The sequence below is a fragment of the Luteimicrobium xylanilyticum genome, from assembly GCF_009429125.1.
GTDB lineage: Bacteria > Actinomycetota > Actinomycetes > Actinomycetales > Cellulomonadaceae > Luteimicrobium > Luteimicrobium xylanilyticum.
On sequence record NZ_CP045529.1, the window covers coordinates 1,860,297 to 1,885,531 of the forward strand.

The 25,235-nt window shown below is 74.3% G+C and carries 26 protein-coding genes and 1 tRNA gene; 15 read left to right on the forward strand and 12 right to left on the reverse strand.

Going from position 1 to position 25,235, the window contains the following annotated elements; translation table 11 throughout:
• Positions 1–9: 9 nt before the first annotated feature.
• The 4 genes from KDY119_RS08230 to KDY119_RS08240 all read right to left on the reverse strand — a co-directional run bounded on the left by KDY119_RS08230 (position 10) and on the right by KDY119_RS08240 (position 2,583).
• Entirely contained in the window at positions 10–1,071 is a 1,062-nt protein-coding gene (locus tag KDY119_RS08230; RefSeq protein ID WP_083890851.1) for a serine protein kinase RIO, read from the reverse strand.
• A 211-nt stretch (positions 1,072–1,282) separates the two neighbouring features.
• Positions 1,283–1,597, reverse strand: a complete 315-nt coding sequence (locus tag KDY119_RS18850) for a dihydrofolate reductase family protein (protein ID WP_194174384.1) — start codon at positions 1,595–1,597, stop codon at positions 1,283–1,285.
• The gene (locus KDY119_RS18855) at positions 1,489–1,719 is read right to left on the reverse strand and encodes a hypothetical protein (protein WP_051136568.1); all 231 of its coding nucleotides are present in this window, start codon (positions 1,717–1,719) and stop codon (positions 1,489–1,491) included. Before KDY119_RS18855 ends, KDY119_RS18850 begins: the two co-directional genes overlap by 109 nt.
• A gap of 57 nt (positions 1,720–1,776) precedes the next feature.
• The gene (locus KDY119_RS08240) at positions 1,777–2,583 is read right to left on the reverse strand and encodes a metal-dependent hydrolase (RefSeq protein ID WP_036950400.1); all 807 of its coding nucleotides are present in this window, start codon (positions 2,581–2,583) and stop codon (positions 1,777–1,779) included.
• Between the two features lie 126 nt (positions 2,584–2,709).
• Between KDY119_RS08240 and KDY119_RS08245 the strand changes: the two genes are divergently transcribed.
• The 7 genes from KDY119_RS08245 (at position 2,710) to KDY119_RS08275 (ending at position 10,149) form a co-directional block, all read left to right on the forward strand.
• A complete protein-coding gene (locus KDY119_RS08245; protein WP_153022182.1) occupies positions 2,710–3,600 on the forward strand; it encodes a hypothetical protein in 891 nt (296 codons plus the stop codon).
• 51 nt (positions 3,601–3,651) lie between these two features.
• Complete coding sequence (locus KDY119_RS08250) at positions 3,652–4,257, forward strand: DUF1684 domain-containing protein (RefSeq protein ID WP_036950396.1); 606 nt, start codon at positions 3,652–3,654, stop codon at positions 4,255–4,257.
• 155 nt (positions 4,258–4,412) lie between these two features.
• On the forward strand, positions 4,413–4,985 hold the full coding sequence (locus KDY119_RS08255) for an HNH endonuclease (RefSeq protein WP_083890849.1): 573 nt from the start codon (positions 4,413–4,415) through the stop codon (positions 4,983–4,985).
• Between the two features lie 130 nt (positions 4,986–5,115).
• Positions 5,116–5,200 (forward strand) — tRNA-Leu (locus KDY119_RS08260).
• Positions 5,201–5,329: 129 nt separating this feature from the next.
• Positions 5,330–6,571, forward strand: coding sequence for an AI-2E family transporter (locus KDY119_RS08265; RefSeq protein ID WP_051136567.1), 1,242 nt, complete (start codon positions 5,330–5,332; stop codon positions 6,569–6,571).
• A 27-nt stretch (positions 6,572–6,598) separates the two neighbouring features.
• Positions 6,599–8,716: a M3 family metallopeptidase gene (locus tag KDY119_RS08270; RefSeq protein WP_036950394.1), complete on the forward strand. Its 2,118-nt coding sequence runs from the start codon at positions 6,599–6,601 to the stop codon at positions 8,714–8,716.
• An 86-nt stretch (positions 8,717–8,802) separates the two neighbouring features.
• Entirely contained in the window at positions 8,803–10,149 is a 1,347-nt protein-coding gene (locus tag KDY119_RS08275) for a M20/M25/M40 family metallo-hydrolase (protein WP_036950392.1), read from the forward strand.
• Positions 10,150–10,164: 15 nt separating this feature from the next.
• Here KDY119_RS08275 and KDY119_RS08280 read toward each other — a convergent pair whose 3' ends face one another.
• Positions 10,165–10,992 (reverse strand): fructosamine kinase family protein, encoded by an 828-nt coding sequence (locus KDY119_RS08280; RefSeq protein ID WP_153022183.1) that lies wholly within the window; start codon positions 10,990–10,992, stop codon positions 10,165–10,167.
• A gap of 20 nt (positions 10,993–11,012) precedes the next feature.
• Positions 11,013–11,225 carry a DUF5703 family protein gene (locus KDY119_RS08285; protein WP_036950390.1) on the reverse strand — a complete coding sequence of 71 codons (213 nt, stop codon included), beginning with the start codon at positions 11,223–11,225 and terminating at the stop codon, positions 11,013–11,015.
• Positions 11,226–11,291: 66 nt separating this feature from the next.
• Here KDY119_RS08285 and KDY119_RS08290 point away from each other — a divergent pair, with 66 nt between their 5' ends.
• Entirely contained in the window at positions 11,292–11,618 is a 327-nt protein-coding gene (locus KDY119_RS08290) for a hypothetical protein (protein WP_036950388.1), read from the forward strand.
• A 37-nt stretch (positions 11,619–11,655) separates the two neighbouring features.
• Here KDY119_RS08290 and KDY119_RS08295 read toward each other — a convergent pair whose 3' ends face one another.
• Positions 11,656–12,639: an aldo/keto reductase gene (locus KDY119_RS08295; protein WP_153022184.1), complete on the reverse strand. Its 984-nt coding sequence runs from the start codon at positions 12,637–12,639 to the stop codon at positions 11,656–11,658.
• A 25-nt stretch (positions 12,640–12,664) separates the two neighbouring features.
• On the opposite strand from KDY119_RS08295, the gene KDY119_RS08300 reads away from it, so the two are divergent.
• The 3 genes from KDY119_RS08300 (at position 12,665) to KDY119_RS08310 (ending at position 15,438) form a co-directional block, all read left to right on the forward strand.
• A complete protein-coding gene (locus KDY119_RS08300) occupies positions 12,665–13,543 on the forward strand; it encodes an undecaprenyl-diphosphate phosphatase (protein WP_036950386.1) in 879 nt (292 codons plus the stop codon).
• 74 nt (positions 13,544–13,617) lie between these two features.
• A complete protein-coding gene (mshC, locus tag KDY119_RS08305; protein ID WP_153022185.1) occupies positions 13,618–14,982 on the forward strand; it encodes a cysteine--1-D-myo-inosityl 2-amino-2-deoxy-alpha-D-glucopyranoside ligase in 1,365 nt (454 codons plus the stop codon).
• A gap of 87 nt (positions 14,983–15,069) precedes the next feature.
• Entirely contained in the window at positions 15,070–15,438 is a 369-nt protein-coding gene (locus KDY119_RS08310; protein WP_051136566.1) for a GNAT family N-acetyltransferase, read from the forward strand.
• A gap of 62 nt (positions 15,439–15,500) precedes the next feature.
• Here KDY119_RS08310 and KDY119_RS08315 read toward each other — a convergent pair whose 3' ends face one another.
• The 4 genes from KDY119_RS08315 to KDY119_RS08330 form a co-directional block, all read right to left on the reverse strand.
• Positions 15,501–16,943, reverse strand: a complete 1,443-nt coding sequence (locus KDY119_RS08315) for an HNH endonuclease signature motif containing protein (RefSeq protein WP_194174386.1) — start codon at positions 16,941–16,943, stop codon at positions 15,501–15,503.
• Positions 16,944–17,038: 95 nt separating this feature from the next.
• A complete protein-coding gene (locus KDY119_RS08320; protein WP_036950381.1) occupies positions 17,039–17,824 on the reverse strand; it encodes a class I SAM-dependent methyltransferase in 786 nt (261 codons plus the stop codon).
• 19 nt (positions 17,825–17,843) lie between these two features.
• Positions 17,844–18,338 (reverse strand): GNAT family N-acetyltransferase, encoded by a 495-nt coding sequence (locus KDY119_RS08325; protein WP_153022187.1) that lies wholly within the window; start codon positions 18,336–18,338, stop codon positions 17,844–17,846.
• Positions 18,339–18,419: 81 nt separating this feature from the next.
• Positions 18,420–19,283, reverse strand: coding sequence for a PAC2 family protein (locus KDY119_RS08330; protein ID WP_153022188.1), 864 nt, complete (start codon positions 19,281–19,283; stop codon positions 18,420–18,422).
• Between the two features lie 103 nt (positions 19,284–19,386).
• Between KDY119_RS08330 and KDY119_RS08335 the strand changes: the two genes are divergently transcribed.
• Complete coding sequence (locus KDY119_RS08335; protein WP_036950375.1) at positions 19,387–20,109, forward strand: HAD family hydrolase; 723 nt, start codon at positions 19,387–19,389, stop codon at positions 20,107–20,109.
• 10 nt (positions 20,110–20,119) lie between these two features.
• On the opposite strand, the gene KDY119_RS08340 is transcribed toward KDY119_RS08335, so the two are convergent.
• Positions 20,120–20,983 (reverse strand): RecB family exonuclease, encoded by an 864-nt coding sequence (locus KDY119_RS08340; RefSeq protein WP_051136618.1) that lies wholly within the window; start codon positions 20,981–20,983, stop codon positions 20,120–20,122.
• Between the two features lie 169 nt (positions 20,984–21,152).
• On the opposite strand from KDY119_RS08340, the gene KDY119_RS08345 reads away from it, so the two are divergent.
• From KDY119_RS08345 to arc, 3 genes are all read left to right on the forward strand, one after another.
• Positions 21,153–22,313 carry a site-2 protease family protein gene (locus KDY119_RS08345; RefSeq protein ID WP_153022189.1) on the forward strand — a complete coding sequence of 387 codons (1,161 nt, stop codon included), beginning with the start codon at positions 21,153–21,155 and terminating at the stop codon, positions 22,311–22,313.
• A 24-nt stretch (positions 22,314–22,337) separates the two neighbouring features.
• Positions 22,338–23,408: a tRNA (adenine-N1)-methyltransferase gene (locus tag KDY119_RS08350; protein WP_227994578.1), complete on the forward strand. Its 1,071-nt coding sequence runs from the start codon at positions 22,338–22,340 to the stop codon at positions 23,406–23,408.
• Between the two features lie 132 nt (positions 23,409–23,540).
• Positions 23,541–25,190 carry a proteasome ATPase gene (arc, locus tag KDY119_RS08355; RefSeq protein WP_036950373.1) on the forward strand — a complete coding sequence of 550 codons (1,650 nt, stop codon included), beginning with the start codon at positions 23,541–23,543 and terminating at the stop codon, positions 25,188–25,190.
• The last annotated feature ends 45 nt before the right edge of the window (positions 25,191–25,235 follow it).

The following is a 25,235-nucleotide window of genomic DNA, read 5'->3' on the forward strand; positions in this document are numbered from 1 at the left end:
GCTAGCGCGTCACCACGCGGAGGCGAGCAGGCGCGCCAGCAGCTCGTCCGCGTCGACGTCGAGCCCGCGCGCGGAGAACCAGGCGGTCATCGTCCGGCAGTCGCGGTGCAGCAGGTCGGTGCCGAACGGGTTCGCCGCGAGGTCGACGATCTGCGGCACGTCGATGACGACGAGCCGGTCGCCGTCGGCGAGCACGTTGTACGGGGACAGGTCGCCGTGCGCGTACCCGAGCCGGGCGAACGCGGTCATGGCCTCCTCGACCTGGTCCCAGTAGTGCCCGAGCAGGTCGCGGTCCGGCCGGCTCTGCGCGAGCCGGGGCGCGGCGGCAGGAGCGTCGTCGCGGCCGCTGTCCGGCGCAGCGACGAACTCCATGAGCACCTCCGTCCCGTCGACCTGCACGGGGTAGGGGACGGGGACGCCCGCGGACCACAGCTCCCCGAGCGCGGCGAACTCGGCTGCCGCCCACTCGCCCTGGGCGACGAGCCGGCCGTAGGCGGACCTGCGGTCGAGGGCGCGCTGGTCGCGGGTGCGACGGACGCGGCGGTCCTCGGTGTAGACGCTGTCGCGGCGGAACGCCCGGTGCTCGAGGGTGCGATACCGCTTGGCTGCGAGCAGGCACGACGACGCGGCCCCCGCGAGGTGGGCGGCCGGCGTGTCGTCGGGCACGGCACGGCGCAGGAGGAACACGTCGGCCTCCTTGCCGGTCTTGAGGACGCCGAGCTCGGTGTCGATCGCGGCGTCGGCGGTGACGACCCACGACGGGACGGGGTCGGGGCCGCGCGAGCCCTTCGCGACGGCGCGCCAGGTGGACCAGCGCCGGTCGGGGCCGAGGTCGTCGAGAAGGAGGCCGGGATGGGCGGCGGACCGGGCGCCGTCGACGGGGAGGCGGGGGGCGAAGCCCTCGCGGGCGTCACCCTCGAGCTCCTGGCGGGCGACGGCGTCACGGCGAGAGCCGCGGCGAGTCGGCGCGGGGGAGTCGTCCCAGCGGTCGCGCCGCGAGGCGCGCCGGGGACGCTCGGAGGCGGAATCGGTGGAGGTCGAGGACGGACGAAGGTGGTCGGGGTACGACACGGTGAGGCTCCTGGGGCAGACGGAGCCCGGGCGTCAGCTCGCGGTGCTCCGGTGAGGGAGGGGTCGGGTGCGCGCTCGGGTGCGCGCCGAGACGTGGGCCATGACGCACCTCCTCGGTCCTCGGTGCGGCGCTGTCGGTGGGCGCCGTCGGGAGCAACCTCCCACGGCACCTGCGACCGGCACCAGCCCTTTTCCGGTCTTGCGGCTGCGTTCAGCCCGGGAGAGCACGCGGGATGTCGCGTCCCGTGGGGTGGTACTCCTCGAGGAGCAGCCGGTCGTCCAGCACCTCGTGGTGGACGAGCTCCAGGTCGCACGAGGCCATCGTCGCGAACGCCGGCTGTCGGCCGGCCTCGCCGGCGACCAGGGGGAACCGCACGAGTCGCAACCGGTCGACGAGCCCGGCCGCGAGCAGCTGCGTCACCAGCGACAGGCTGCCCCAGGTACGCAGGCGGTGACCGCCGGCACGCTTGAGCCGGGAGACCTCCGGGACCAGGTCACGTCGACCGCCTGCTCCGCTCGGATCCACCGCTCCAGGCCCGGGCCGGGGTACCCGAAGTACGCGGGCAGGCCCTCGCCGCCGGCGAAGCCGTCCACCGACACGAAGAGGTCGGCGTGGAGCTGCGCCGACGGTCGAGCGCCCTCGGGCATGGGAACGGTTCCTTCCTCCGACCTCGCGGCACCACCGTACGGCGGCTCGGGGGGCGCTCAGCTCCCCACGACCGCGGCGACGCGCGCGTACGCGTCGGCGGTGTCCATGCCCATCTGCTCGAGCAGCGCCCACCCGACCCCGAGCACCGCGTACGCGCTGACGGGCACGAGGAGGACCCACTCGCGCCACGAGCCCGCGTCGCCGAGGATCGGCAGGGCGACGTTGCCGCCGCGCTTCCAGACGTCGTTGAGCACGTTGGTGCCGGCCCACCAGCGCGGCGGTCGGTGCCGGTACGGCCACAGCAGCGGGACCCCGCCCGTGGTGAGAATGTCGCCGACGACGTGCACCGCGCACCCGATCCCGACGGCGAGGGGCAGCCACGTCCACTCGGTCGGGGAGAAGAACGCGACCAGGGTCGCGAGGGTCAGCGCCCCGAGCCACGGCAGGATCTTCCCGCGAACCAGGCGGAGGGCCTTGAGCGCGTAGGAAGCCAACAGCACGGCCAGCACGCCGGCACCGACGTCCACGACACCGAACCCCTCGACCGGCGTCCGCCAGTGACCCAGCAACCAGGCGAGCCCCGTGAACACGGCGATCCCGAGGATCGAGTGCGTGCCGTGCCGGTGCCCCCCGGAGATCGCCCCGACGCCGCGGCACACCCAGTGCGAGACGGGCGGCAGGGAGTTCGCGATCGTGCCGTCGTGGTGGTCGGCGTCGGGCAGGAGGGCGGCCCCCGCGCACACGACCGCCCCGGTCGCGACGCCCACGTGCGAGACGGGGTACCAGCCGAACGCGAACGGTGCCGTCGCCGTGACCGCGACCCACGCGGCCGCGCCGCTCGCGGCGTGATGCCCACCCATCATGGTGAGGATTCGACCATCCCGGGACCGACCGGACCAAATCGCCTGATCCCTCTGATGTCACGCGTCGTCACACCGGCGTAGCACGTCCGACACACCGTCGCAGCACGCGCGGCCTAGCGTCACGCCATGACGCTGCCCCGGACCGTCGACTTCCCGCCCACCGCCCGCCTCGCCGGCCCGCACGCCCCGCACCTCGTGCTGCCCGCGGGGACCGACACCCTCGCCGCCGCCCGGGCCTGGTACGAGGACGCTCGCTGGCTCCTGAGCCCGGACGCCGCGCGCGCCGAGGCCCTGCCCGTGGTCGCGACCGGCGCACGGTTCCGCGGCGCGCGCACCGAGGCGCCCGTCGTCGCCGCGCGTCTCGAGCTCACGGCCGGGGTCGTGGTCGACGGACCGCTCGCACCCGGCGGTCCCGCGGCCGCGGCGGCCGTGGCGCACGCCGGGCTGCGGCCCGACGTCGACACCTATCGCCTGCCCGACGACCCGACCGCCGTCGCATGGGCCACCGCGGCGGCGCGTCATGACGGGGGTGCCGTCGTCGCCGCGGGCCAGGTCCGGGTGCCCCGGCCGGACGACGCGCTCGTCCGGCTCACGACGTACGCCCCGAGCCCCGCCGGGCTCGCCGACGTCGCCGCCCTCCTGCGCACCGCCCTGCCGTCCGCGCGGCCCGTCCGGACCACCGCGGCCACCACCGACGCCCCGGACGCGCTGCGCCAGGACCTCGACTACGACGGCGCCGTCGTCGTGATGCCCGGCTGGGCGGAGGCTGCGATGCCGCCGGCGCTGAGGACCGTCGACTGGCGCCGCGTGGGCCCGCACGTCTGCACGGTGACCTGGCTCTCCCCGAACCCCGAGGACGACCCGGGCTCGCTCGACCTGATGTCGCTCCGGCGCGCGGTGCCCTGGCTCGTGCGGACGGCGCGCGTCCTGCGCGACGGGCTCGGGGGAACCGTCCTCGACGCCGACGGCTTCGTCGCCGACGACGCCACGCTCGGGGCGCTCGCGGCGGCGCGCTGACGGGTCGCGGTGGCCGTGCGGCCGCGCGTTCGTCCGTGCGAGGGTGGGCGGGTGACCGGGTACCTCGAGCTGACGGACTGGCGGCGGCGCGTCGCGGAGCTGTACGCACGCGTGCGGACCCGGGCGGCGGACGACCCGGCGGCCGCGCACGCGGACTGGCGCGAGGGGCGCGACCGGCTCTTCGCCGAGCACCCGCAGAGCCCGTTGCCGCCGGGCGACCCGCTTCGTACGTCGGGCCTGCCGTACTGGGTGTACGACCCGGCGCTGAGGTTCGAGCTCCAGGTGGTCCCCGTCGAGCCCGCCTCGCTCACGCTCGGCACGGGCGACGACGGGACGACGACGCTCGAACGCGTCGGCCGCGTCGAGGTCCCCGGCGTGGGCAGCCTGGATGTGTGGTGGCTCGCCCAGTACGGCGGCGGGCTGTTCCTCCCGCTGCGCGACGGCACCGCGGGATCGGGCTCGTACGGGGGAGGGCGCTACCTCCTGGACACCGCGAAGGGCGCGGACCTGGGCGGCGGCGCCCACGGCACGCTCGTCGTCGACCTCAACTTCGCCTACCACCCCTCCTGCCGCTACGACCCGCGCTGGGTGTGCCCGCTCGCCCCCGCCGGCAACCGGACGACGACGCCCGTCGAGGCGGGCGAGCGGCTCACCTGACCACCCGCCCGGGGGTGAACCGGCGCCGAACGGGACGCGACGATCGGGCGACACGTGCGTCGTCGTACGGGAATGTCCTCGTCGTGGAGGCGGGAACCGGCCCATACTCGGAAGCGCGGGCCGTTGCGCCCGCGTCGCGGACCGGGGAGGTGACCATGACACGCAGCACGGCGGCCCGCGCGACGACGACCCACGCCCTGGCTGCCGCCGCCCGGCACCTCGGGGGTGCGGACCGGCTCGTGCGGTCGAGCACCCTGCTCCTCAACGCGTCGTACGAGGTGCTGTGCTTCGTCGAGACGCCGCGCGCCCTGACGCTCCTCGTGAACGAGCAGGTCGACGTCGTCCAGGCCGCGCCCGACCGGTTCGTGCACTCACGCCACCTGACGCTCCCGTGGCCGACGATCGTCGCACTGCGCCACTACGTCCTCGTCCCGTACGACGTGCAGGCCACCACGGAGACTGCGAGCCGCAGCCAGGTCCTCGCCCGCGACAAGCACACCTGCGCCTACTGCGGAGGGCGAGGGACGACCATCGACCACGTCGTCCCGCAGTCGCGGGGCGGGCTCAACACGTGGACGAACCTGGTCGCGTGCTGCGCGCCGTGCAACAACCGCAAGGCCGACCGGACCCCCGAGGAGGCCGGGATGCGCCTGTTGTTCGAGCCGCACCCGCCCCGGGACGCGAGCGCGCTGCAGCGCATGGTCTGGGACCTCATCGGTCAGGGCTGACGCGGCGGGACGGCCTCCCGCCGCGTCCGTCCGGCGTTCGGAGGACGCCCGCGCTTCGTGCTATGTTTCTACCCGCGCCCCGAGGGGAAGCGCCGGTGAGAACCGGGGCGGATCCACGGGTGTGTCACCTGTCCGGGTGGCGGAATGGCAGACGCGCTAGCTTGAGGTGCTAGTGCCCTTTATCGGGCGTGGGGGTTCAAGTCCCCCTCCGGACACTCGTTGAGACAGCGACGACGAAGGCCCCGACCGGGAACGGTCGGGGCCTTCGTCGTCTTCCCAGCGTGTCGCTGCATTCACCCCTGCGGGACGGCAGACTGGGACCTCCGACGACGGAGGGTGGTCAGATGACGAACGGTGCCGTGGGGGACCAGGGGACGACGGGCGCGCCGTCGCCCGGGTCCAAGCCGTCGGTGGCGGTGAGCCCCGCGGCCCGGAAGGTGGCCGGCGGGCGGCGCAACCCGAGCGTCGTCGGCGTAGCGCCCGAACCGGTCCCGCTCTGGCTCCGCACCACGGCCGGCTGGATCTGGCGCCTGCTGCTGCTCATCGTCGCCGTCGCTCTGGTGTTCTGGGCCACGAGCCAGGTCCGGCTCCTGTTCATCGCGCTCTTCATCGCGTGCGTCTTCACGTCCGTGCTGCGCCCGGTCGTGAAGACCCTCGAGCGCGTGGTGTGGCGCTGGCTCGCCGTCCTGCTCACGCTGCTCGCCGCCATCGCCGTCGTCGGGGGTCTGCTGACCTACGTCGTCGCGTCCGTCGCGGGCCAGTGGAACGACCTGGCCAAGCAGTTCAACGCCGGGCTCCAGCAGATCCTCGACTTCCTCAACGGCAGTCCTTTCAACCTGCACCTCAAGCTCAGCGACCTCAACGAGTGGGTGGAGAAGGGGCGCGACTGGCTCACCCAGCACTCCGGCGACATCGCGAGCACCGCGTTCTCGCAGGCCGGGTCCGTCGCCGAGGTCTTCACCTGCCTCGCGCTCGCGATCTTCTGCACCATCTTCTTCCTGGCCCGCGGCACCGAGATGTGGACGTGGTTCCTCAACCAGATGCCCGCCGGGAGCCGCGAGCCGCTCATGGCGGCGGGGGGCGCCGGCTGGTACACCTTCTCCGGCTACGCGCGCGGGACCGTCATCATCGCGCTCACGGACGCCATCCTCGCCGGCATCTGGCTCACGATCCTGCGGGTCCCCCTCGCGGCGCCGCTCGCGGTCCTCGTGTTCATCGGCGCGTTCATCCCGCTCATCGGGGCGCCGCTGGCCATGGTCGTCGCCATGATCGTGGCGCTCGCGACCCACGGCGTGTGGTCGGCGGTCCTCGTGGGCGTCGGGATCGCGCTGATCGGGCAGCTCGAGGGCCACGTCCTGCAGCCGCTCGTGATGGGCCGGCAGGTCTCCCTGCACCCCGTCGTCGTCGCGTGCAGCGTCACGGCGGGCACCCTCATCGGTGGGCTGCTCGGTGCGATCATCGCTGTCCCGCTCGTCGCCGTGACCTGGTCCGTCTACTCGCGCCTGCACACCCCCGACCCGCCGATGGAGCCGGACGAGCCCGAGGAAGCGGTCGAGCCGCCGCCCGACGCCGAGCCGGTCCGCTGAGCGCACCGCGCGTGTGACGATGGGCGCATGCCTCTCGACACCGCCAACCCGTTCGCCGCGCCGTCGCCCCTGCCCTACGAGCTTCCCGACTTCGGTGCGGTCCGCGCCGAGCACTACCTGCCCGCCGCCCGCGCGGGCATGGCGGAGCAGCTCGACGACGTGCGAGCGATCGCCACGAGCAGCGAGCCGCCGACCCCCGGGAACGTCCTTGACGCGTTCGAGCGCACCGGCCAGCTCCTGCGCCGCGCCGCGACCGTCTTCTTCAGCACCCTGAGCGCCGACGCCACCCCCGAGCTCGAGGCGATCGAGGCCGAGCTCGCCCCCGAGCTCGCCGCCCACGAGGATGCCGTCTTCATGGACCGGGACCTGTACGCACGCTTCGTGGCGCTCGCGGACCGCGCCGCGGCGGGCGAGGTCGACCTGGACGACGAGCAGGCCTGGCTGCTGCGCAAGACGCTCGACCGGTTCACCCGGGCCGGGGTCGCGCTCGACGACGCCGCCCAGGCCCGGCTGCGCGAGCTCAACACCCGCCTGACGTCGCTCGAGGCCGCCTTCGGGCGCACGCTGCTCGCCGCGTCGAACGCGGCCGCCGTCCTCGTCACGGACCGGTCCGACCTCGCCGGCCTGCCCGACGACGCCGTGGCCGCCGCAGCGCAGGCCGCGCGTGACGGGGGTCACCCGGGCGACGACGAGCACGGGCCGTGGCTGCTCGAGCTCCAGCTCCCGACGCAGCAGGCGGTCGTCGCGACCCTCGACGACGCCGACGTGCGTGCGCGCGTCCAGGCGGCTGCGGAGGCCCGGGGAGCGGGCGGCGAGCACGACACGCGAGGCATCCTCGTCGAGATCGCGCACCTGCGTGCCGAGAAGGCACGACTGCTCGGGTACGCGCACTACGCCGACTACGTGGCCGCGGACGGTACCGCGGGAACGGGTGAGGCCGTCGCCGACGTCCTCGAACGGCTCGCCCCGGCCGCCGTCGCGAACGCACGCCGCGAGGGCGACGACCTTGCGACGTACGCGGCGCAGGCCGGTCTGCCGACGACCGGGTCGCCCGTCGCCGCGGGCGACTGGGCGTACCTGTCCGACCGGCTCCGCACGGCCCGCCACGACCTCGATGCCTCCGCGCTGCGGCCCTACCTGGAGCTCGAGCGCGTCCTGCGGGACGGCGTGTTCGAGGCCGCCCGCCGGCTGTACGGGCTGACGTTCGCCGAACGCGACGACCTCGTGGGCTACCACCCGGACGTGCGTGTCTTCGAGGTCTTCGACGAGGCGACCGCCGGCCCGGGCGGCGGGCCCGGCGTCCCCGGCGAGGGGATCGGCCTGTTCCTCGCCGACTACTGGACCCGCGCGTCCAAGCGTGGCGGCGCCTGGATGAACAACCTGGTCGACCAGAACCACCTGCTGGACCAGCGCCCCGTCGTCGTCAACAACCTCAACCTCCCCAAGCCGCCCGCCGGGAGCCCGACGCTGCTCGAGTGGGACAACGTGATCACGCTGTTCCACGAGTTCGGGCACGCGCTGCACGGCCTGTTCTCCGACGTGCGCTACCCGTCCCGCTCGGGCACCGAGGTTCCGCGCGACTTCGTCGAGTACCCCTCGCAGGTCAACGAGATGTGGGCGTGGGAGCCCGAGATCCTGCGCTCCTACGCCGTGCACCACGTCACCGGCGAGCCCATGCCCTCCGCGTGGGTCGACACGCTCCTCGCGACCCGGCAGTGGGGCGAGGGCTTCGCGACGACCGAGTACCTCGCGGCGGCGCTCCTCGACCAGGCGTGGCACCGCCTCGCGCCCGACGACGTCCCGACCGACCCTGCGGACGTCGCCACGTTCGAGGAGCGGGCGCTCGGCGCGGCCGGCGTCGACTACGCGCCGGTCCCGCCCCGCTACCGCTCCACGTACTTCAACCACGTGTTCGGGGGCGGCTACGCGGCCGGCTACTACTCGTACATCTGGTCGGAGGTCCTCGACGCCGACACCGTCGAGTGGTTCCGGGAGAACGGTGGCCTGGAGCGCACGAACGGCGACCGGTTCCGGCGCACCCTCCTCGCGCGCGGCGGCGGTACCGACCCCATGGACGCGTTCCGCGAGCTGCGCGGGCGCGAGCCCGAGATCGCCCCGCTGCTCGCACGTCGCGGCCTTGCCTGAGAGCCTCGGCCGTCACGGCCTCCCCGCCCTGCGACGCCGGACCCACGCGGGCGGGGAGTCGTGCGGCGCGCGGGTAGCGTGACCCCATGACCGTCACGCCGAGCCACGCCGCCCGTCCCGCAACCTTCCCCTCGGCCGAGGACGAGGTCGTCGAGATCTGCCGCGACCTCCTGCGGATCGACACGTCGAACTACGGCGACGACTCGGGGCCGGGCGAGCGCGCCGCCGCGGAGCACGTCGCGGCGCTCCTGTCCGAGGTGGGGCTCGACGTCGACGTCTTCGAGTCCGCCCCCGGCCGCACGAGCGTCGTGACCCGCGTCGAGGGCGCGGACCGCAGCCGGCCCGCCCTCGTCGTGCACGGCCACCTCGACGTCGTGCCCGCGCGCGCCGACGACTGGAGCGTCGACCCGTTCGCCGGCGAGGAGCGCGACGGCATGCTCTGGGGGCGCGGCGCCGTCGACATGAAGGACATGGACGCGATGATCCTCGCCGTCCTGCGCCGGATGATCCGTGACGGCCGCAAGCCGGCCCGCGACCTCGTCGTCGCCTTCTTCGCCGACGAGGAGGCCGGCGGCGTCCAGGGCGCCCAGTGGGCGGTCGACCGTCGCCCCGAGCTCTTCGAGGGCGCCACCGAGGCCGTGAGCGAGGTCGGCGGGTACAGCGTCGACGTCGACGGGCACCGCGCCTACCTCCTGCAGACCGCCGAGAAGGGCCTGTGGTGGCTGCGGCTCGTCGCCGACGGCAAGGCGGGCCACGGGTCCCAGGTCAACCTCGACAACGCCGTGACCCGGCTCGCCGGCGCCGTCGCCCGGATCGGCGCCCACCGGTGGCCGCTACGCCTCACCCCGACCGTCGACGCGCTCCTGAGGGGCGTCGCTGACCTCACCGGCCTCCCGTACGACCCTCACGACCCCGACGCCGTCGACCGCCTCGTCGCGGCCCTCGGCCCGGCCGCCGCGTTCGTCGGCGCGACCGTCCGGCACACCGCCAACCCCACGCAGCTCGACGCCGGGTACAAGGCCAACGTGGTCCCCGGCAGCGCGTCCGCGACCGTCGACGCGCGGTTCCTGCCCGGGCACGAGGCCGAGGCCGAGGCCCAGCTCCGGGCGCTCGCGGGCGAGGGCGTCCGGTTCGAGACCACCCACCGCGACGTCGCGCTCGAGGTGCCGTTCTCGGGCGGCCTCGTCGACGCGATGTCGGCGGCGCTGCTCGCGGAGGACCCGGGGGCGTCCGTCCTGCCGTACACGCTCTCGGGCGGCACGGACAACAAGTCGCTCTCCCGGCTCGGGATCACCGGCTACGGGTTCGCGCCGCTGCGCCTGCCCGCGGACCTCGACTTCGCGGGCATGTTCCACGGCGTGGACGAGCGCGTGCCGCTCGACGCGCTGCGCTTCGGGGTGCGCGTGCTCGACCGGTTCCTCGCGACCTGCTGAGCGGGTCGGCGCCCCTCACCCGAGCAGCGCGTCGAGCATCCGGCGCAGCTGCGTGACGTACCCGCCGCCGAACAGCACGGCGTGCACCGCGACCGGGTACACCTGGTGCACGACGACGCGGTGGCGCCAGCCCCGTCCCAGGGGGTGGGCGGCGTCGTAGGCGGCGAGCAGCGCGTCGAGGTGCGGCGCGCCGAACAGGGCCAGCATCGCGAGGTCGGCCTCGCGGTGCCCGCCGTGCGCGGCGGGGTCGATGAGCACGGCCTCGACGTCGGCAGGCTCGTCGCCCCGGCCGGTCGCCGTCCACATCACGTTGCCCGACCAGAGGTCGCCGTGGACCCGCGCAGGCCGGTCGCCCGTCTCCCAGCGGGCGGCCTGGTCGGCGAGCCGGTGCAGCGCGTCCGCGTCGGCGCGGGTGAGCGCCCCACGCTCGAGCCCCTGGGCCGCCACGGGCCGCAGCCGGGCCTCGCCCCAGAACTCGGCCCAGGTGCCCCTCGCTCCCGTGGGCAGCGGGAGCGGGTCGTCGAGCGGCCCGAAGAACGCGTCGCCCGACCAGCCCGGTGGCGGGCTGCCCCAGGCGGGTGCACCGGCGTCGTGCAGGACGGCGAGGTCGTGCCCCAGCCGGGTCGCGGCCTCGCGCGTCGCCGCGACGGGGACGATGCGCTCGAGGTCGAGGTGGTCCTCGCCCACGTCCCGCACGGCCACGACGCGGGGACCGTGCGGCTCGCCCGGTGCGGGCGGCAGGCGGACCTCGTCCAGCCAGGCGAGCCCCGCCGCCTCGCACCGGAAGAACCCGGTGGGGGCGCCGGACCGCGCCTTGCGGAAGGTGGCGTCGTCGTCGGGCACGGGAGACGTGACGGGCGCGGTCAGAGCGTGGACTGGACGCGGATGATCCGGCGCCGGAGCTGGACGCGGCGCTCGCCGCCCACGTACAGCACGGTGCGGTGCAGCTCCCACCTGCCGTACTCCGCCTGCTCGGTCAGGGCACGCCGCGCGTCGGCGCGACTGGTGCCCCGGTCGAAGCGCACCGTCCGGTACTCGTACTGGGCCTCGGACGTGCGGTGCGACCGGTGGGACATGGGGCCTCCTCGGGTGCGGGACCAGTTGACTGTCCATTGTGCCCCGCCCGGCGCTACCGTTCGGATATGACCGCTGACCCGCGCGCCGCCCTGGACCGTCTCGTCGCCGCGCTCGAGGCGCACTACAACGCGGTCGCGGCCCGCCGCAGCGACGACGACCCCGCCGTCGACGACGCGTACGACGTCCTCGCGGACGCGTTCGAGGTGTACGACGAGGCGGTCCTGCAGTCGTACGGCGAGGTCCTGCCGTTCGCCCTCGTGGAGGACGACGAGGACGAGGACGACGACGAGGACGACCACCACGACGACCACGACCTCGAGGACGACGAGCACGACTTCGACGACGAGGACGAGGACCACGACTTCGACGAGCCCGCGTACCGCGCGGACTGACCGCGCACCCGGTGCCGCGCCGGGATGGTCGGTCGAGTCAGAGCGGCGGGGCGCCGTCCCAGCGCTCGGGGTACCCGCCCTCCGGTGCGGAGACGTCGTCCAGGGCGTCGTAGAGCTCTGCGGGCAGCACCAGGTCGAGCGCTGCGAGCGAGGCCTGCAGCTGGCCGGGCGTGCGCGCGCCCACGATCGCCGACGCGACCCCGGCGCGGGCCAGCAGCCACGCGAGCGCGACCTCGAGGGGCTCGCGCCCGAGCCCGGCCGCGGCCGTCGCGACCGCCTCCACCACGCCCGTGGCCCGCGCGTCGAGGTACTGGGACACGAACGCGCCCAGGTGCGGCGACGCCGCCCGCGAGTCGGACGGGACGGCGCCCCGGTACTTGCCCGTGAGGACGCCCCGGCCGAGCGGGGACCAGGCGAGCACCCCCTGCCCGAGCGCGCGGGCGGCGGGCAGCGCCTCGTGCTCGACCCCCCGCTGCACGAGCGAGTACTCGAGCTGCAGGGCGGTCACGGGCGCCTGCGTCCGGGCGAGCGCCCCCGCGAGGTACGACGACGCCCAGGCCGGGTGGTTCGACAGCCCCACGTAGCGCGCACGCCCCGAGGCGACGACCTGCTGGAGCGTGTCCGCGACCTCGGCCGGCGGCGTCGAGCTGTCGGGGGTGTGCACGAGGAACAGGTCGACGTGGTCCGTCCCGAGGCGGGCGAGCGACGCGTCCAGACCGTCCAGCAGGGAGCGCCGCGAGGTGTCGGCACGGGCCCCGTCACGCGTGCGGACCAGCCCCGCCTTGGTGCACAGCACGAGCTCGGCGCGGTCGACCTGGCCGTCGAGCAGCGAGCCCAGCACCCGCTCCGCGTCCCCGCCCCCGTAGGACGCCGCGGTGTCGACGAGCGTGCCGCCCGCGTCGACGAAGTCGCGGAGCTGGTCGGCGGCGTCGAGCGCGTCCGTGTCGCGCCCCCAGGTCATGGTCCCGAGCCCCAGCTCGGAGACCCGCAGACCGCTGTGCCCGACGACGCGTTGCTCCATGCGCGGCAGGGTATCGTGGCGCCCCGTGTCGATGTGGCAAGCCATCCTGATGGGCCTCGTGCAAGGCCTCACCGAGTACCTGCCCGTGTCGTCGTCGGCGCACCTGCGCATCGTCGGCGAGCTGATCGGGGCAGGTGACCCCGGCGCGGCCTTCACGGCGATGATCCAGATCGGCACCGAGGCCGCGGTGCTGCTGTACTTCCGCCGCGACATCAAGCGGATCTGCATCGCGTGGTGGCACGCCGTCACCGGCAAGCAGGGAGCCGACCGTGCGGCACGCTTCGGCGCCCACGACCCCGACGCCCGCATGGCCTGGTACATCGCGCTCGGGTCGCTGCCGATCGTCGTCCTCGGCCTCGCGTTCCAGGACGCGATCGAGACCCACTTCCGCAACCTGTGGCTCATCGCGTTCACGCTCGCCGCGTTCGGCCTCATCCTCGGCTGGGCCGACAAGCGGGGCGAGCACAAGCGCACCCTCGACGAGCTCAACCCACGGCGGGCGACCGCGTTCGGGTTCGCCCAGGCCCTCGCGCTGATCCCCGGGGTCTCCCGGTCGGGCGGCACGATCACCGCCGGCCTCCTGATGGGCTTCACGCGCGAGGCGGCCGCCCGCTACTCGTTCCTGCTCGCGATCCCCGCCGTGCTCGGTTCCGGGCTGTTCGAGCTCGCCAAGTCCGTGGGCGGCGACGCCACGGCCGGTGCCCCGGGCTTCGGCCCCACGCTCGTCGCGACGATCGTGTCGTTCCTCGTCGGCTACGTCGTCATCATCGGGTTCCTCAAGATCGTGTCGACGTTCTCCTACAAGCCCTTCGTCGTGTACCGGATCGGGCTCGCGGTCGTCGTCGTCCTGCTGCTGCTGAGCGGCGCGCTCGAGCCCGTCGGGAAGCTCGCGGGCGCCGTCTGACGTCGGCATCCGTCCACCTGCGCCGGGGTTGGACGGGCTCCGGGGCGCGGAGCGAACCCACCTAGACTGGGCGCGTGCACTCCTGGCCCGCGCCGCAGATCCCCGCCCTCCCGTCACGCTCGGACACCGGCCCCGACGGCCCGGCGGAGGTCCGGGTCCACGACTCCAGCACCGGTGAGCTCGTCGTGGCCGCCCCGGGGGCGCACGCCCGCATGTACGTGTGCGGCATCACGCCCTACGATGCGACCCACCTCGGTCACGCCGCCACCTACGTGGCGTTCGACCTGCTCCAGCGGGCCTGGCGCGACGCCGGGAAGAAGGTCACCTACGCGTCCAACGTGACCGACGTCGACGACCCGCTCCTCGAGCGCGCGTCCGCGACCGGCGTCGACTGGCGTGAGCTGGCAGCCGCCCAGACCGCTCTGTTCGCGGAGGACATGGCCGCCCTCGGCGTCATCCCGCCCGACGTGTACGTCGGCGCCGTGGAGTCCGTGCCCGACGTCGTCCGCGCCGTGAGCGAGCTCGTGGCCTCGGGCGCGGCGTACCGGGTGCCGCTCGAGGACGAGGCCGGGGGAGACCGGCCCGACCTCGGCGACGTGTACGCCGACCTGTCCGTCGACGACGCCTTCGGGGCCGTCTCCCGCCTGGACCGGGACGCGATGCTCGCGCTGTTCGCCGAGCGAGGCGGCGACCCCGACCGGGCCGGGAAGCGCGACGCCCTCGACCCGCTCCTGTGGCGCCGTGAACGCCCGGGGGAGCCCGCGTGGGACGGCGGCGACCTCGGCACCGGCCGCCCCGGCTGGCACATCGAGTGCGCCCTCATCGGCGCCCACGGCCTCGGTCCCGCGTTCGACGTCCAGGGCGGCGGCGTGGACCTGCTGTTCCCGCACCACGAGATGTCCAGCTCGCACCTGCGCGTCCTGCCCGACGCCGTCTTCGACGCCACCGGCGAGGACGCGGCAGAGGCTCCGGCCGTGGAGTCCGTGCCCACCGACGGGCGCGCCGCCCGCGTCAACCTGCACGCCGCCCTGCTCGCCTACGAGGGCGAGAAGATGAGCAAGTCCCGCGGGAACCTCGTCTTCGTCTCCACCCTGCGCCGCGCCGGCGTCGACCCGATGGCCATCCGGCTCGCGATCCTCGCGCACCACTACCGCACCCCCTGGGAGTGGACCGACCACGACCTCGAGAGCGCCCAGGCCCGCCTCGACCGGTGGCGCGCGGCGCTCGCGGGCAACGGGGGTCCGTCTGCGGACGCTACGCTCGCCGACGTTCGGGCCGCCGTCGCGGACGACCTCGACGCTCCCCGGGCGCTCGCCGCCGTCGACGCGTGGGCCGACCGGGCGCTCGCCCCGGGCGCCGACAGCGAGGACGGCTGGGACGAGGGCGCCCCCGGGGTCGTCGCGCGCGCCGTCGACGCGCTGCTCGGCGTGCGGCTGTGACGACGCCCCCACCCCCAGGCACCGCCGACGGTTAGGAAGCTCAGCGACGATCCCGCGCGCCTCGATCTCGGCGCCGTCTGGGAGTTCCTGTCGACCGAGGCCTACTGCGGCCGGTGGCGGACCCGGGCCGACGTCGAGGCACAGGTCGCCGGGGCGTGGCGGGTCGTCGGTGCCTACGCCGCCGACGGCGCGCAGGTCGGCTTCGCGCGAGCCGTGTCGGACGGCGCCGGCTTCGCCTACCTCGCCGACGTGTTCGTCGCTCCCGAGCACCGCGGGCACAGGCTGGGGCACCGGCTCGTCGAGACCATGGTCGACCACGGGCCCGGAGCCGACTTCCGGTGGGTCCTGTTCACGCGCGACGCGCACGGGCTCTACGCCTCGCACGGGTTCGCCGAGCCGGGCGAGCGGGCGATGGTCCGGCAGGCGCGCGGCGCCCTGGCCGCGCCGCAAGCCTGACCCGGAATCGGGTGCGGCTCTTCCGGCAGAAGGCGCCCACTCCGGAAGAAGGCACCACTCCGTCAGAACGGGGGTGGTCCGAGACCGTCGTCGGGAAGCTCGCCCGGTGGTCGCGGACCTACGCTCGCCTCGTCGGCAGGGTCCACGCGTCGAGGCCCAGGCGACGTCGCCGGCGCGCTGACGTGTGTCCTGCCGGTCGGGGAGGTCCAGGTCACGGAGCCCGGCGGGCCGTCGGGGTCGCGGCTCGTCGAGGGCCGCCACGACGTCTCGTGCTTGAGTCGGTGGTGGTGCCGGCACAGGTGGATCAGGTTGTCCGTGCTCGTCGTGCCGCCGTCGGCGTACGCGACGAGATGGTCGACGTCGCACGCGGTGGCCCGGCGCCCGCAGCCGGGGAACCGGCAGGTCGCGTCGCGCACGACGAGGTGGCGGCGCAGGTCCGCGGGGACGACGTAAGACTCGCGCCCCACGTCGAGGATCGCCCCGGTGTGCGGGTGGGTGAGGAGCCGCGTGAACGACGGCGCTCCAGCGGCGAGCGATCGGGCCGTGTCGGGGTCGATCGGGCCGTAGCCGTCGAGCTCGGCGGGCTCGTCGCCCTGGCCGAGCAGGGTCAGGACGGGGACCGTGACGTGGACCCGGGGGACCACGGATCGCGCTACCCCGGCGACCGCGGCACGATCGTCGTCGATGCTCTCGGTGTGGGTGGGAACCGGCGCGACGCGTGCGAGCGCAGCGGACGCCGCGCCGTCGGCGTCGTCGAGGAGCAGGGCCGCGAGCACGTCGGCACGGAGCTGGTCAGGTGTGCGCGGTTCGTCGCGGCCCGCGAGGGCGGTGGTCGCGTGGTCGAGCCGGTCCATCACGGCGTGACCGGTGGTCGCCGGCAGGAACGCGGTGAGCCAGCTCATGCCGTCGGCGGCCGGTTCGAGGCGAACGTGCCGGTCCGTGGCGGCACGCTGGTGCCGTACCGCCTGACGCTCGGGATGGACGCGTTCGCGGGCGCGGCGCAGGTGACGGGCCAGTCCGGTCGCGGTGGTGTCGCACGCGCGGGCGAGTCCGGCGGTCTCGACGGCGCGCGTGGCCTCGGGCTCGAGGTCGGCGGTGTGCTCGATCACCCGTTGGGCGTGCCGGTAGGAGATGGTGCCGTCGGCGAGTGCGTCGAGCGTCGCGGGCAGCTCGTGGACGAGCGTGCGCGCCTCCTCGACGAGCGTGCGCGTCGTGGGTTCGGGGAGCAGGAGCGCGGTCGCGAGGTCGGCGACGAACGCCCGCTGGGCGAGCTCGGCCCGCGCCGAGAGCGCAGGCCCGCGGGTGGACGGCGACGCAGGGGACAGGAGGGCGGCCTCGGCTGCGGGCACCGAGCGATCCGCGGCGGCGACCAGCACGGTGCGCAGCGCCGTCAGCTTCCGGATCGCCGACTCGACCTGGACGATCGTGTCGATCGCGGTCCCCAGGACCTCGACCTCGTGTGGACCGGCCTCCGTGGCGAGGGCTGCGTCTTCGGGGCGTGCCACCTCGGAATGCCCGCCTGCCGCCGTCGTCGTCATGGCAGCAGCCAACACCGAGCCACTGACACTCGCTCGAACGGGTGTTCGAGCCGTGTTGCCGACTATCGGCCTGGGAGCGGCCGGAGCTTGAAGATCAGGATCCCGAGGTGCCTGTCCATCCAGGCCTGCTTGTGCGGGTAGCGGCGTCGGGCGTCCTCAGGGAGCTGAGGCTCGCTCGCGTGCTCGATCCACAATCCGGCGGTGCTGAAGATGTTCAGCAGGTCGGAGACCGTGTAGGCGCGCTTCGTCAGGGCGACCTGATCGTTCCAGCCTCGGTGGCGGTACGTGAAGCGGCCAGTCGAGAAGTACTCCTCGCCCAAGGTGGTGCCGTTCTGCTCGGACCGCTCGACGGCGTACCGGATCGGATGGGTCCGGGTCACCAGGAGGAACCCGTCGTCGGCGAGCGTTGCCCGCGCGGACCTGAGGGTGCGGACGGGGTCGCTCGCGTAGCCGATGGACTGCAGGAACATGATCCGGTCAAACGTCCGGCCGGCGAGCTCCGGGACGCGCTCCAGCTCGGAGAGGTCGCCCCGGACGAGCTCCATTCCGGTCGGCGGCGCGGGCGGGAAGTTGCCGCTGATGTCGAGGCCGACGCACGCCGTCGCGCCAGCAGCCACGAGCTCGGCGAGCTTGGCACCGTTGCCGCACCCGACGTCGAGCACCGACAACCCCGTGACGTCGCCCAGGATCTCGCGCTGTGCGGGCCACTCGACGAGCCGGTCGAGCGAGTCTTCTCGGGCTCGGGCGCGCTCGTAGCCCTGGGCGAGCGTGAGCCATGGTTCGACGGCGTCCCCTCCGGGGTGCGCGCCGACCTCCGCTGTCGGATCCATGTCGTCCGAGGTCGTCACGGAGAACAAGATATCGGCGTCAGAGCGCGCGGTAGTAGTGCACGACCGGGAGCGCGGCGAAACCCTCCGACTCGTACAGCGCCCGCGCGGGCGCGTGCCCGTCGTCGCCGCCGGTCCAGACGTTGGCGTAGTCGCAGCCCGCTTCCCGCATGATCGTGACCGCGGCCTCGACGAGCCGGTGCCCGATGCCCTGACGCTGCGCCGCCGGGTCGACGGCGACCAGCTCGAGGTCGGCGGGACGGGTGCCGACGTCGTCCGCCTCACCGAGCACGACCACCGCGAACCCGACCACCCGCCCGTCGAGGACGGCGACGACGGTCGTGCTCGGGTTCGTCTCGCACGCCGCCCGCACGACGGCGGCCTGGGTCCGCCGCCAGTCCGGGTACGCGAGGCGGTAGACGCGGTTGCCGAGGGCTTCGCGCCACGCGGCGAAGACCGGCTCCCAGGCACGGAGCGACAGCTCGACGAGCGAGTCGACGTCGCACGAGTCGAGTCCGCGCAGGATCAGGGGCATCCGGCCACGTTAGGGTGCGGCCACGAGAACGACCGGACGATTTCTCGGACGGCGGTCCGAGGGGCGGTCGCGATCGTCCGGTCAGCCCTGTCGGCCGTCGTCCCGACGACGCAGGTACCGCTCGAACTCGCGCGCGATGGCCTCGCCCGACGCCTCGGGGAGCTCGGCGGTGTCCTTGGCCTCCTCCAGCTGGCGCACGTACTCCGCGATCTCGGGGTCCTCGGACGCGAGCTCGTCGACGCCCGTCTGCCAGGCCACGGCGTCCTCGGGGAGGTCGCCGAGCGGCACCGGCTCCGACAGCAGGTCCTCGACGCGCGACAGGATCGCGAGGGTGGCCTTCGGCGACGGCGGCTGCCCGACGTAGTGCGGCACCGCGGCCCACAGGGACACGGACGCGCACCCGTGCTCGGCCGCCGCGTGCTGCAGCACCCCGACGATCCCCGTCGGCCCCTCGTACTGGGTGGGCTCGACGTCGAGCACGGCCTGCAGGCCCACCGACTCGCTCGTGGCGGTCAGCGGGATGGGGCGGGTGTGCGGGACGTCCGCGAGCAAGGCTCCGAGCGTCACGACGGTCTCCACGTCGTGCTCGTCGGCGTGGCGCAGGAGCTCGCGGCAATAGGACCGCCACCGCATCGACGGCTCGATCCCGCGCACGAGGACCACGGTCCGGCCGCTCGTCGGCAACGTCGCGGTCCAGACCGTCGTCGTGGGCCACTCGATGGTCCGCTTGCCGTCGTCGTCCACCGTCACCTGCGGGCGGTTCACCTGGAAGTCGTGGTACTCCTCGGGGTCGAGGCGCGCGACCTCGACGGCGCCCCACACGTCCTGCAGGTGCTCGATCGCCGCCGTCGCGGCGCCGCCGGCGTCGTTCCAGCCCTCGAACGCTGCGAGCAGCACGGCGCGTCCGGGGCGGCGGCCGGAGGGTGCGGCCTGGGGGTCGGTCATCGCTCCAGCCTACGGGGCGCAGGGCCGCCCCCGCGGGGCCGGGGTTCTGCCGCCTGCGAACGACGCGCGGCCGCGGGTCGAGCGGTCCACCTACGATGGTGCGGTGAGCGAACAGTCCCTCCCGAGCGCCCCGACCACCACCACGACGACGCCCGCCGCGGTGCTCTGGGACCTCGACGGGACCCTCGTCAACACCGAGCCCTACTGGATGACGGCGGAGACCGAGCTCGTCGCCGAGCACGGGCTGACGTGGACCTACCAGGACGGGCTCACGCTCGTCGGTCGGCCCCTGCTCGAGGCGGCGGGGATGATCGCGGCCCACGGCGTGCCGCTCGCACCCGAGCAGATCGTCGAACGTCTCGTCGGCCGGATGGTCGAGCACCTCCACGACGCGGTCCCGTGGCAGCCGGGCGCCCGCGAGCTCCTCGCCGCCGTGCGCGAGGCCGGGATCCCCTGCGCGCTCGTCACCATGTCGTACCGCGTGCTCGCCGAGGCGGTCGTCGAGGCGTCGCCCGCCGGGACCTTCCAGGTCGTCGTCTGCGGCGACGAGGTCACGCACGGCAAGCCCCACCCCGAGCCCTACCTGCGGGCCGCCGAGCAGCTCGGCGTCGACCCGGCCGCGTGCGTCGCCGTCGAGGACTCCCGCCCCGGCATCGCGTCCGCCCTCGCGTCCGGTGCGCGCACCGTCGGCGTGCAGGTGGTCGTGCCCGTCGAGCCGGCGCCCGGGCTCACGCGGGTGGCCTCGCTGGAGCAGCTCGACGTCCCCACCGTCCGCCGGATCGCGTCCGGCGAGACCCTCGACCTGCTCGACGGCGCAGCAGGCTGACCGCGCACCCTCACGCCGCTCCCGGGGCCACCCCGAGCGCCCGCAGCGACGCCGCGGCCGGGTATGCCGGGGGAGTGCCGCCGAACTCCGGGCACGACGCCTGGTGCGCGCACCAGCCGCACAGCGCCGACCGCCGCGGCGGGAAGTGCCCCGCGCGGGCCATCTTCTCGATCCCGGACCAGACGGCCCGCACGCGCTGCTCGGTGTGCTCGAGCGCCGCCACGGTCGGCTCCGAGCGCAGCACCTGCCCGTCGCCCAGGTACACGAGCTGCAGCATCCGCGGCACCGCGCCCGTCTCACGCCACAGCACCAGCGCGTAGAAGCGCATCTGGAACTCCGCCGACCCGCCGTACCCGGGTCGCGGGGACCGGCCCGACTTGTAGTCCACCACCCGCACCTCGCCCGACGGCGCCACGTCCAGCCGGTCCACGATCCCGCGGAGCTGCGGGCCGTCGTCGAGCTGGTGGCGCACCGCCAGCTCGCGCGAGCGTGGCTCCAGCCGGTTCGGGTCCTCGAGCCGGAAGTACGTCCCCACGAGCTCGCCGGCCCGGCCGAGCCACGCCTCGAGCCCCGCCGCGTCCCGGACCAGGTCCGCGTACTCCGGCCGCGCCTCCTGCAGCGCCTCCCACTGCGGCCCCAGCAGCGACAGCGCGTGCTCCGGCGTGCGCGCCCCCGCGGGCGCGTCGTACAGCCGCTCCAGCACCGCGTGCACCAGCGTGCCGCGCGCGGCCGCCTCGCTCGGCGGCTCGGGCAGCCGGTCCACCACCCGGAACCGGAACAGCAGGGGGCACTGCATGAAGTCGTTCGCGCGCGACGGCGACAGCCCGGGCACCCGGTCACGCTCCTGTCCGTCGCGCGCGCCGGCCGAGGTCAGGGTGTCGGTCTCGTCGGTCTCGTCGGTCTCGTCGGTCACAGCCACGCCCCGGACCCTAGTCACGGGCACCCACGCGTCCGCGACGTCTCCACAGGCGCCGTCGTCCACAGGATCCGTCGTCCGCCCCCGAGCCCAGCGCCCGCCCAGCCGCGACCACTAGGCTGACCAGGTGAGTCAGACCCCCGCCCCTCGCGGGCGCCGCCCGCGCCGCACCTCCTCCGGCTGGGTCATCGGTCGGCTCGCCGGCGCCCCCGTCGTCGTCACTCCCTCCTGGTTCGTGGCCGCAGCCGTCCTCACGGTCCTCTTCGCCCCGACCGTGCGCTACGTCTCGCCCGACCTCGGCATCGGGACCTACGTCGTCGCGCTCGCCTTCGTGCTCCTGCTCTTCCTGTCCGTCTTCCTCCACGAGGCCGCGCACGCCCTCGTCGCCCGCGCCCGCGGCCACGAGGTCCACGAGCTCGCGCTCACCCTGTGGGGCGGCCACACCGCGTACGGGGGCGGGGGCGGCCCGCTCGACGCGTTCCTCGTCGCCGTCGTCGGCCCCGTGACGAACCTCGCGCTCGCCGGCGGCTTCTGGGCCGCGTTCCAGCCCGTCCGCGGGGACGCCTCGATCGCCGGCCTCCTCCTGTACGCCGGCGCGTTCTCCAACGCGTTCGTGGGGATCTTCAACCTCCTGCCCGGCCTCCCGCTCGACGGCGGCCAGATGCTCGAGTCGGCCGTCTGGGCCGGCACGGGCAACCGCGAGAAGGGCACCGTCGCGGCGGGCTGGGTCGGACGGGTCGTGGCGCTCACGGTCATCGTGTGGGTCGTCGGCGTGCCGGTCGCGCGCGGGGAGCAGCCGTCGCTCACGACGGTGATCTGGGGCGTGCTGATCGGGGGCTTCCTGTGGCAGGGGGCCTCGTCGGCCGTGGCGTCGGGCAAGGCCCGCGCCGCCGTCGCCCACCTGCGCGCGGCCGACCTCATGCTCCCCGTCCGGCTCGTCTACGACACGGGCACCGTCGCCGACGCGCGGGCCGTGAGCCTGCCGCACCACGCGCTGGTCGTGGTCGACAGGGCGGGCACCGCCGTGGCCGCCGTGGACCCGCAGGCCCTCGCGTCCGTGCCGGAGGCCGTGGCGGCCACGACCCCCGTGTCGGCCGTCGCCCAGGGGCTCGGCCCCGACGCGGTGGTCGACGTGGGCGCGACCGGCAGCGAGCTCGTGGGCACCGTCGCGGAGGCCGCGCCGACCGCGCCCGTGCTCGCCGTCACGCACGCGGGCGCCGTCGTCGGGCTGCTGCCCGTGCAGACCGTCGTCGAGGCGGTGCGGGCGGCGAACGCCAAGCCCGCCTGACGCACCCACCTAGACTGGTCCGTCGTGACTCCTGACGACACGACCGCCGCCGTGCCCGCCACCCCCGCGTCGACCGGTGCCGACCTGCGGCGCGGGCCGTTCCGCCCCGGCGACAAGGTCCAGCTCACCGACCTCAAGGGCCGGCTGCACACCATCACGCTGGAGCCCGGCGCGTCCTTCCACACGCACCGCGGGTACTTCGCGCACGACGCGCTGATCGGCGCGCCCGAGGGGCAGGTCGTCACGAGCACGGGCGGTACCGCCTACGTCGCGCTGCGGCCGCTGCTGTCCGACTACGTCCTGTCGATGCCCCGCGGGGCCGCGGTCGTCTACCCCAAGGACGCCGGTCAGATCGTCACGATGGCCGACATCTTCCCCGGTGCGCGCGTCGTCGAGGCGGGCGTCGGCTCCGGCGCGCTCACGCTCTCGCTGCTGCGCGCCGTCGGCGACGGCGGGTCGCTGCGCTCGATCGAGCGGCGCGAGGACTTCGCGGCCATCGCGCGGGGCAACGTCGAGGCGTTCTTCGGCGGCCCGCACCCCGCCTGGGACCTGAGCGTCGGTGAACTCGCCGACGTCCTGCCCACCGTGGTCGAGCCCGGCACGATCGACCGCGTCGTCCTCGACATGCTCGCGCCCTGGGAGAACCTCGCCGCGGTCGCCGAGGCCCTCGCGCCCGGCGGCGTGCTGTGCTGCTACGTCGCGACCACCACCCAGCTCTCGCGCCTCGCGGAGGACGTGCGCGACGACGGCCGGTACACCGAGCCGACCGCGTGGGAGTCGTTCGTGCGCGGCTGGCACCTCGAGGGCCTCGCGGTGCGGCCCGAGCACCGGATGATGGGCCACACCGGCTTCCTCCTGACGACCCGGCGCCTCGCCGACGGCGTCGAGGCGCCCGAGCGCCGGCGTCGCCCCGCGAAGGGCGCGTATCCCGCCGCCGACGGCGCGGCCGAGCCCGGGGGCGCGGAATGGACCGAGGAGGCGCTCGGCGAGCGGCCCGTGTCCCCGAAGAAGATCCGGCGCGTCCGGCGCAGCGTGGGGCAGGCGCCGGGCCAGGGCGCCGGGCAGGGCGCCGGGCAGGGCGCCGACCAGGGCTGACGCGCCGTGCGCGCCGCGCCCGGCGCGGGTGTGAGACCCGTCACGTGAAGGTCGCGTGTCGCTGCGTGGAACGTCCGGCGCGCTGTCGGTGTTGCCGACTAAGGTCGTAGTCCCACGACAGGGGAGGACGAGATGACCGACGCCCCCAACCGCGACCCGCGCGACCAGCAGCTCGGACTGCTGGCCGCCAAGAACGAACGGCTCGCCGACGCCCTCGTCGCGGCCCGCGACCAGATCGTCGAGCTCAAGCGCCAGATCGACGAGCTCGCCAAGCCCCCGGGCACCTACGCCGTCTTCGTCGGGGCGCGCCCCGACGGCACCGTCGACATCATGTCGGCCGGCCGCAAGATGCACGTGGGGACGAGCCCCTCGCTCGAGGTCGCCGCACTGCGTCCCGGCCAGGAGGTCAAGCTCAACGAGGCGATGACGGTCGTCGAGGCCGGCGGGTTCGAACGCATCGGCGAGCTCGTGACCGTCAAGGAGCTCCTGCCCGAGGGCCGCGTGCTCGTCGTCGGTCGCGCCGACGAGGAGCGCGTCGCGCGCATCGCCGGGTCCGTCACCGACCAGGTCCGCGTCGGCGACGCGGTCACGATCGACACCCGCTCGGGCTTCGTGTTCGAGCGCATCCCCAAGTCCGACGTCGAGGAGCTCGTCCTCGAGGAGGTCCCCGACATCCACTACGCGGACATCGGCGGCCTCGGCCCGCAGATCGACCAGATCCGCGACGCCGTCGAGCTGCCGTTCGCCCACCCCGACCTGTACCGCGAGCACGGGCTGCGGCCGCCCAAGGGCGTGCTGCTCTACGGCCCGCCCGGGTGCGGCAAGACGCTGATCGCCAAGGCGGTCGCGAACTCGCTCGCCCAGATGGTCGGGGAGCGCCGCGCCGCCGAGTCCGGCGACCAGGCCGCCGGCGAGAGCGTGCAGAGCTACTTTCTCAACATCAAGGGCCCCGAGCTCCTCAACAAGTACGTCGGCGAGACCGAGCGGCACATCCGCCTGATCTTCGCCCGCGCACGTGAGAAGGCCAGCGAGGGCATGCCCGTCGTCGTGTTCTTCGACGAGATGGAGTCGCTGTTCCGCACGCGCGGCACCGGGCTGTCGTCCGACGTCGAGACGACGATCGTCCCGCAGCTCCTGTCCGAGATCGACGGCGTCGAGCGGCTCGACAACGTCATCGTCATCGGCGCGTCCAACCGCGAGGACATGATCGACCCCGCGATTCTGCGCCCGGGTCGCCTCGACGTGAAGATCCGCATCGAGCGGCCCGACGCCGAGGGCGCCAAGGAGATCTTCGGCAAGTACCTCACCACCGACCTGCCGATCCACCCCGACGACCTCGCCGAGCACCACGGGGACGTCCCCGAGGCGATCGACGCGATGGTTCGCGCCGTCGTCGAACGCATCTACTCCGAGGACGACGAGAACCGGTTCCTCGAGGTCACCTACGCGTCCGGCGACAAGGAGGTCCTGTACTTCAAGGACTTCAACTCCGGCGCCATGATCCAGAACATCGTCGACCGCGCCAAGAAGACCGCGATCAAGGACTTCCTGACCACCGGCCAGCGCGGCCTGCGCGTCGACCACCTCCTGTCGGCGTGCGTCGACGAGTTCAAGGAGAACGAGGACCTGCCCAACACGACCAACCCCGACGACTGGGCGCGGATCAGCGGCAAGAAGGGCGAGCGCATCGTCTTCATCCGCACGATCGTCGAGAAGAAGGGCAAGGCCGCCGCGGCGGCACGCACCATCGACACCGTCACCAACACCGGGCAGTACCTGTGACGGCTGGACCCGACGACGCCGTGTCCGAGACGGCGGGGCCGAGCG

Coding starts and splice junctions, on each gene's coding strand:
- KDY119_RS18855 (WP_051136568.1), bottom strand. CDS start 1,719: ATGCCCGAGGGCGCTCGACCGTCGGCGCAGCTCCACGCCGACCTCTTC.
- KDY119_RS08240 (WP_036950400.1), bottom strand. CDS start 2,583: ATGATGGGTGGGCATCACGCCGCGAGCGGCGCGGCCGCGTGGGTCGCG.
- KDY119_RS08245 (WP_153022182.1), top strand. CDS start 2,710: ATGACGCTGCCCCGGACCGTCGACTTCCCGCCCACCGCCCGCCTCGCC.
- KDY119_RS08255 (WP_083890849.1), top strand. CDS start 4,413: ATGACACGCAGCACGGCGGCCCGCGCGACGACGACCCACGCCCTGGCT.
- KDY119_RS08265 (WP_051136567.1), top strand. CDS start 5,330: ATGACGAACGGTGCCGTGGGGGACCAGGGGACGACGGGCGCGCCGTCG.
- KDY119_RS08270 (WP_036950394.1), top strand. CDS start 6,599: ATGCCTCTCGACACCGCCAACCCGTTCGCCGCGCCGTCGCCCCTGCCC.
- KDY119_RS08275 (WP_036950392.1), top strand. CDS start 8,803: ATGACCGTCACGCCGAGCCACGCCGCCCGTCCCGCAACCTTCCCCTCG.
- KDY119_RS08285 (WP_036950390.1), bottom strand. CDS start 11,225: ATGTCCCACCGGTCGCACCGCACGTCCGAGGCCCAGTACGAGTACCGG.
- KDY119_RS08290 (WP_036950388.1), top strand. CDS start 11,292: ATGACCGCTGACCCGCGCGCCGCCCTGGACCGTCTCGTCGCCGCGCTC.
- KDY119_RS08295 (WP_153022184.1), bottom strand. CDS start 12,639: ATGGAGCAACGCGTCGTCGGGCACAGCGGTCTGCGGGTCTCCGAGCTG.
- KDY119_RS08325 (WP_153022187.1), bottom strand. CDS start 18,338: ATGCCCCTGATCCTGCGCGGACTCGACTCGTGCGACGTCGACTCGCTC.
- KDY119_RS08330 (WP_153022188.1), bottom strand. CDS start 19,283: ATGACCGACCCCCAGGCCGCACCCTCCGGCCGCCGCCCCGGACGCGCC.
- arc (WP_036950373.1), top strand. CDS start 23,541: ATGACCGACGCCCCCAACCGCGACCCGCGCGACCAGCAGCTCGGACTG.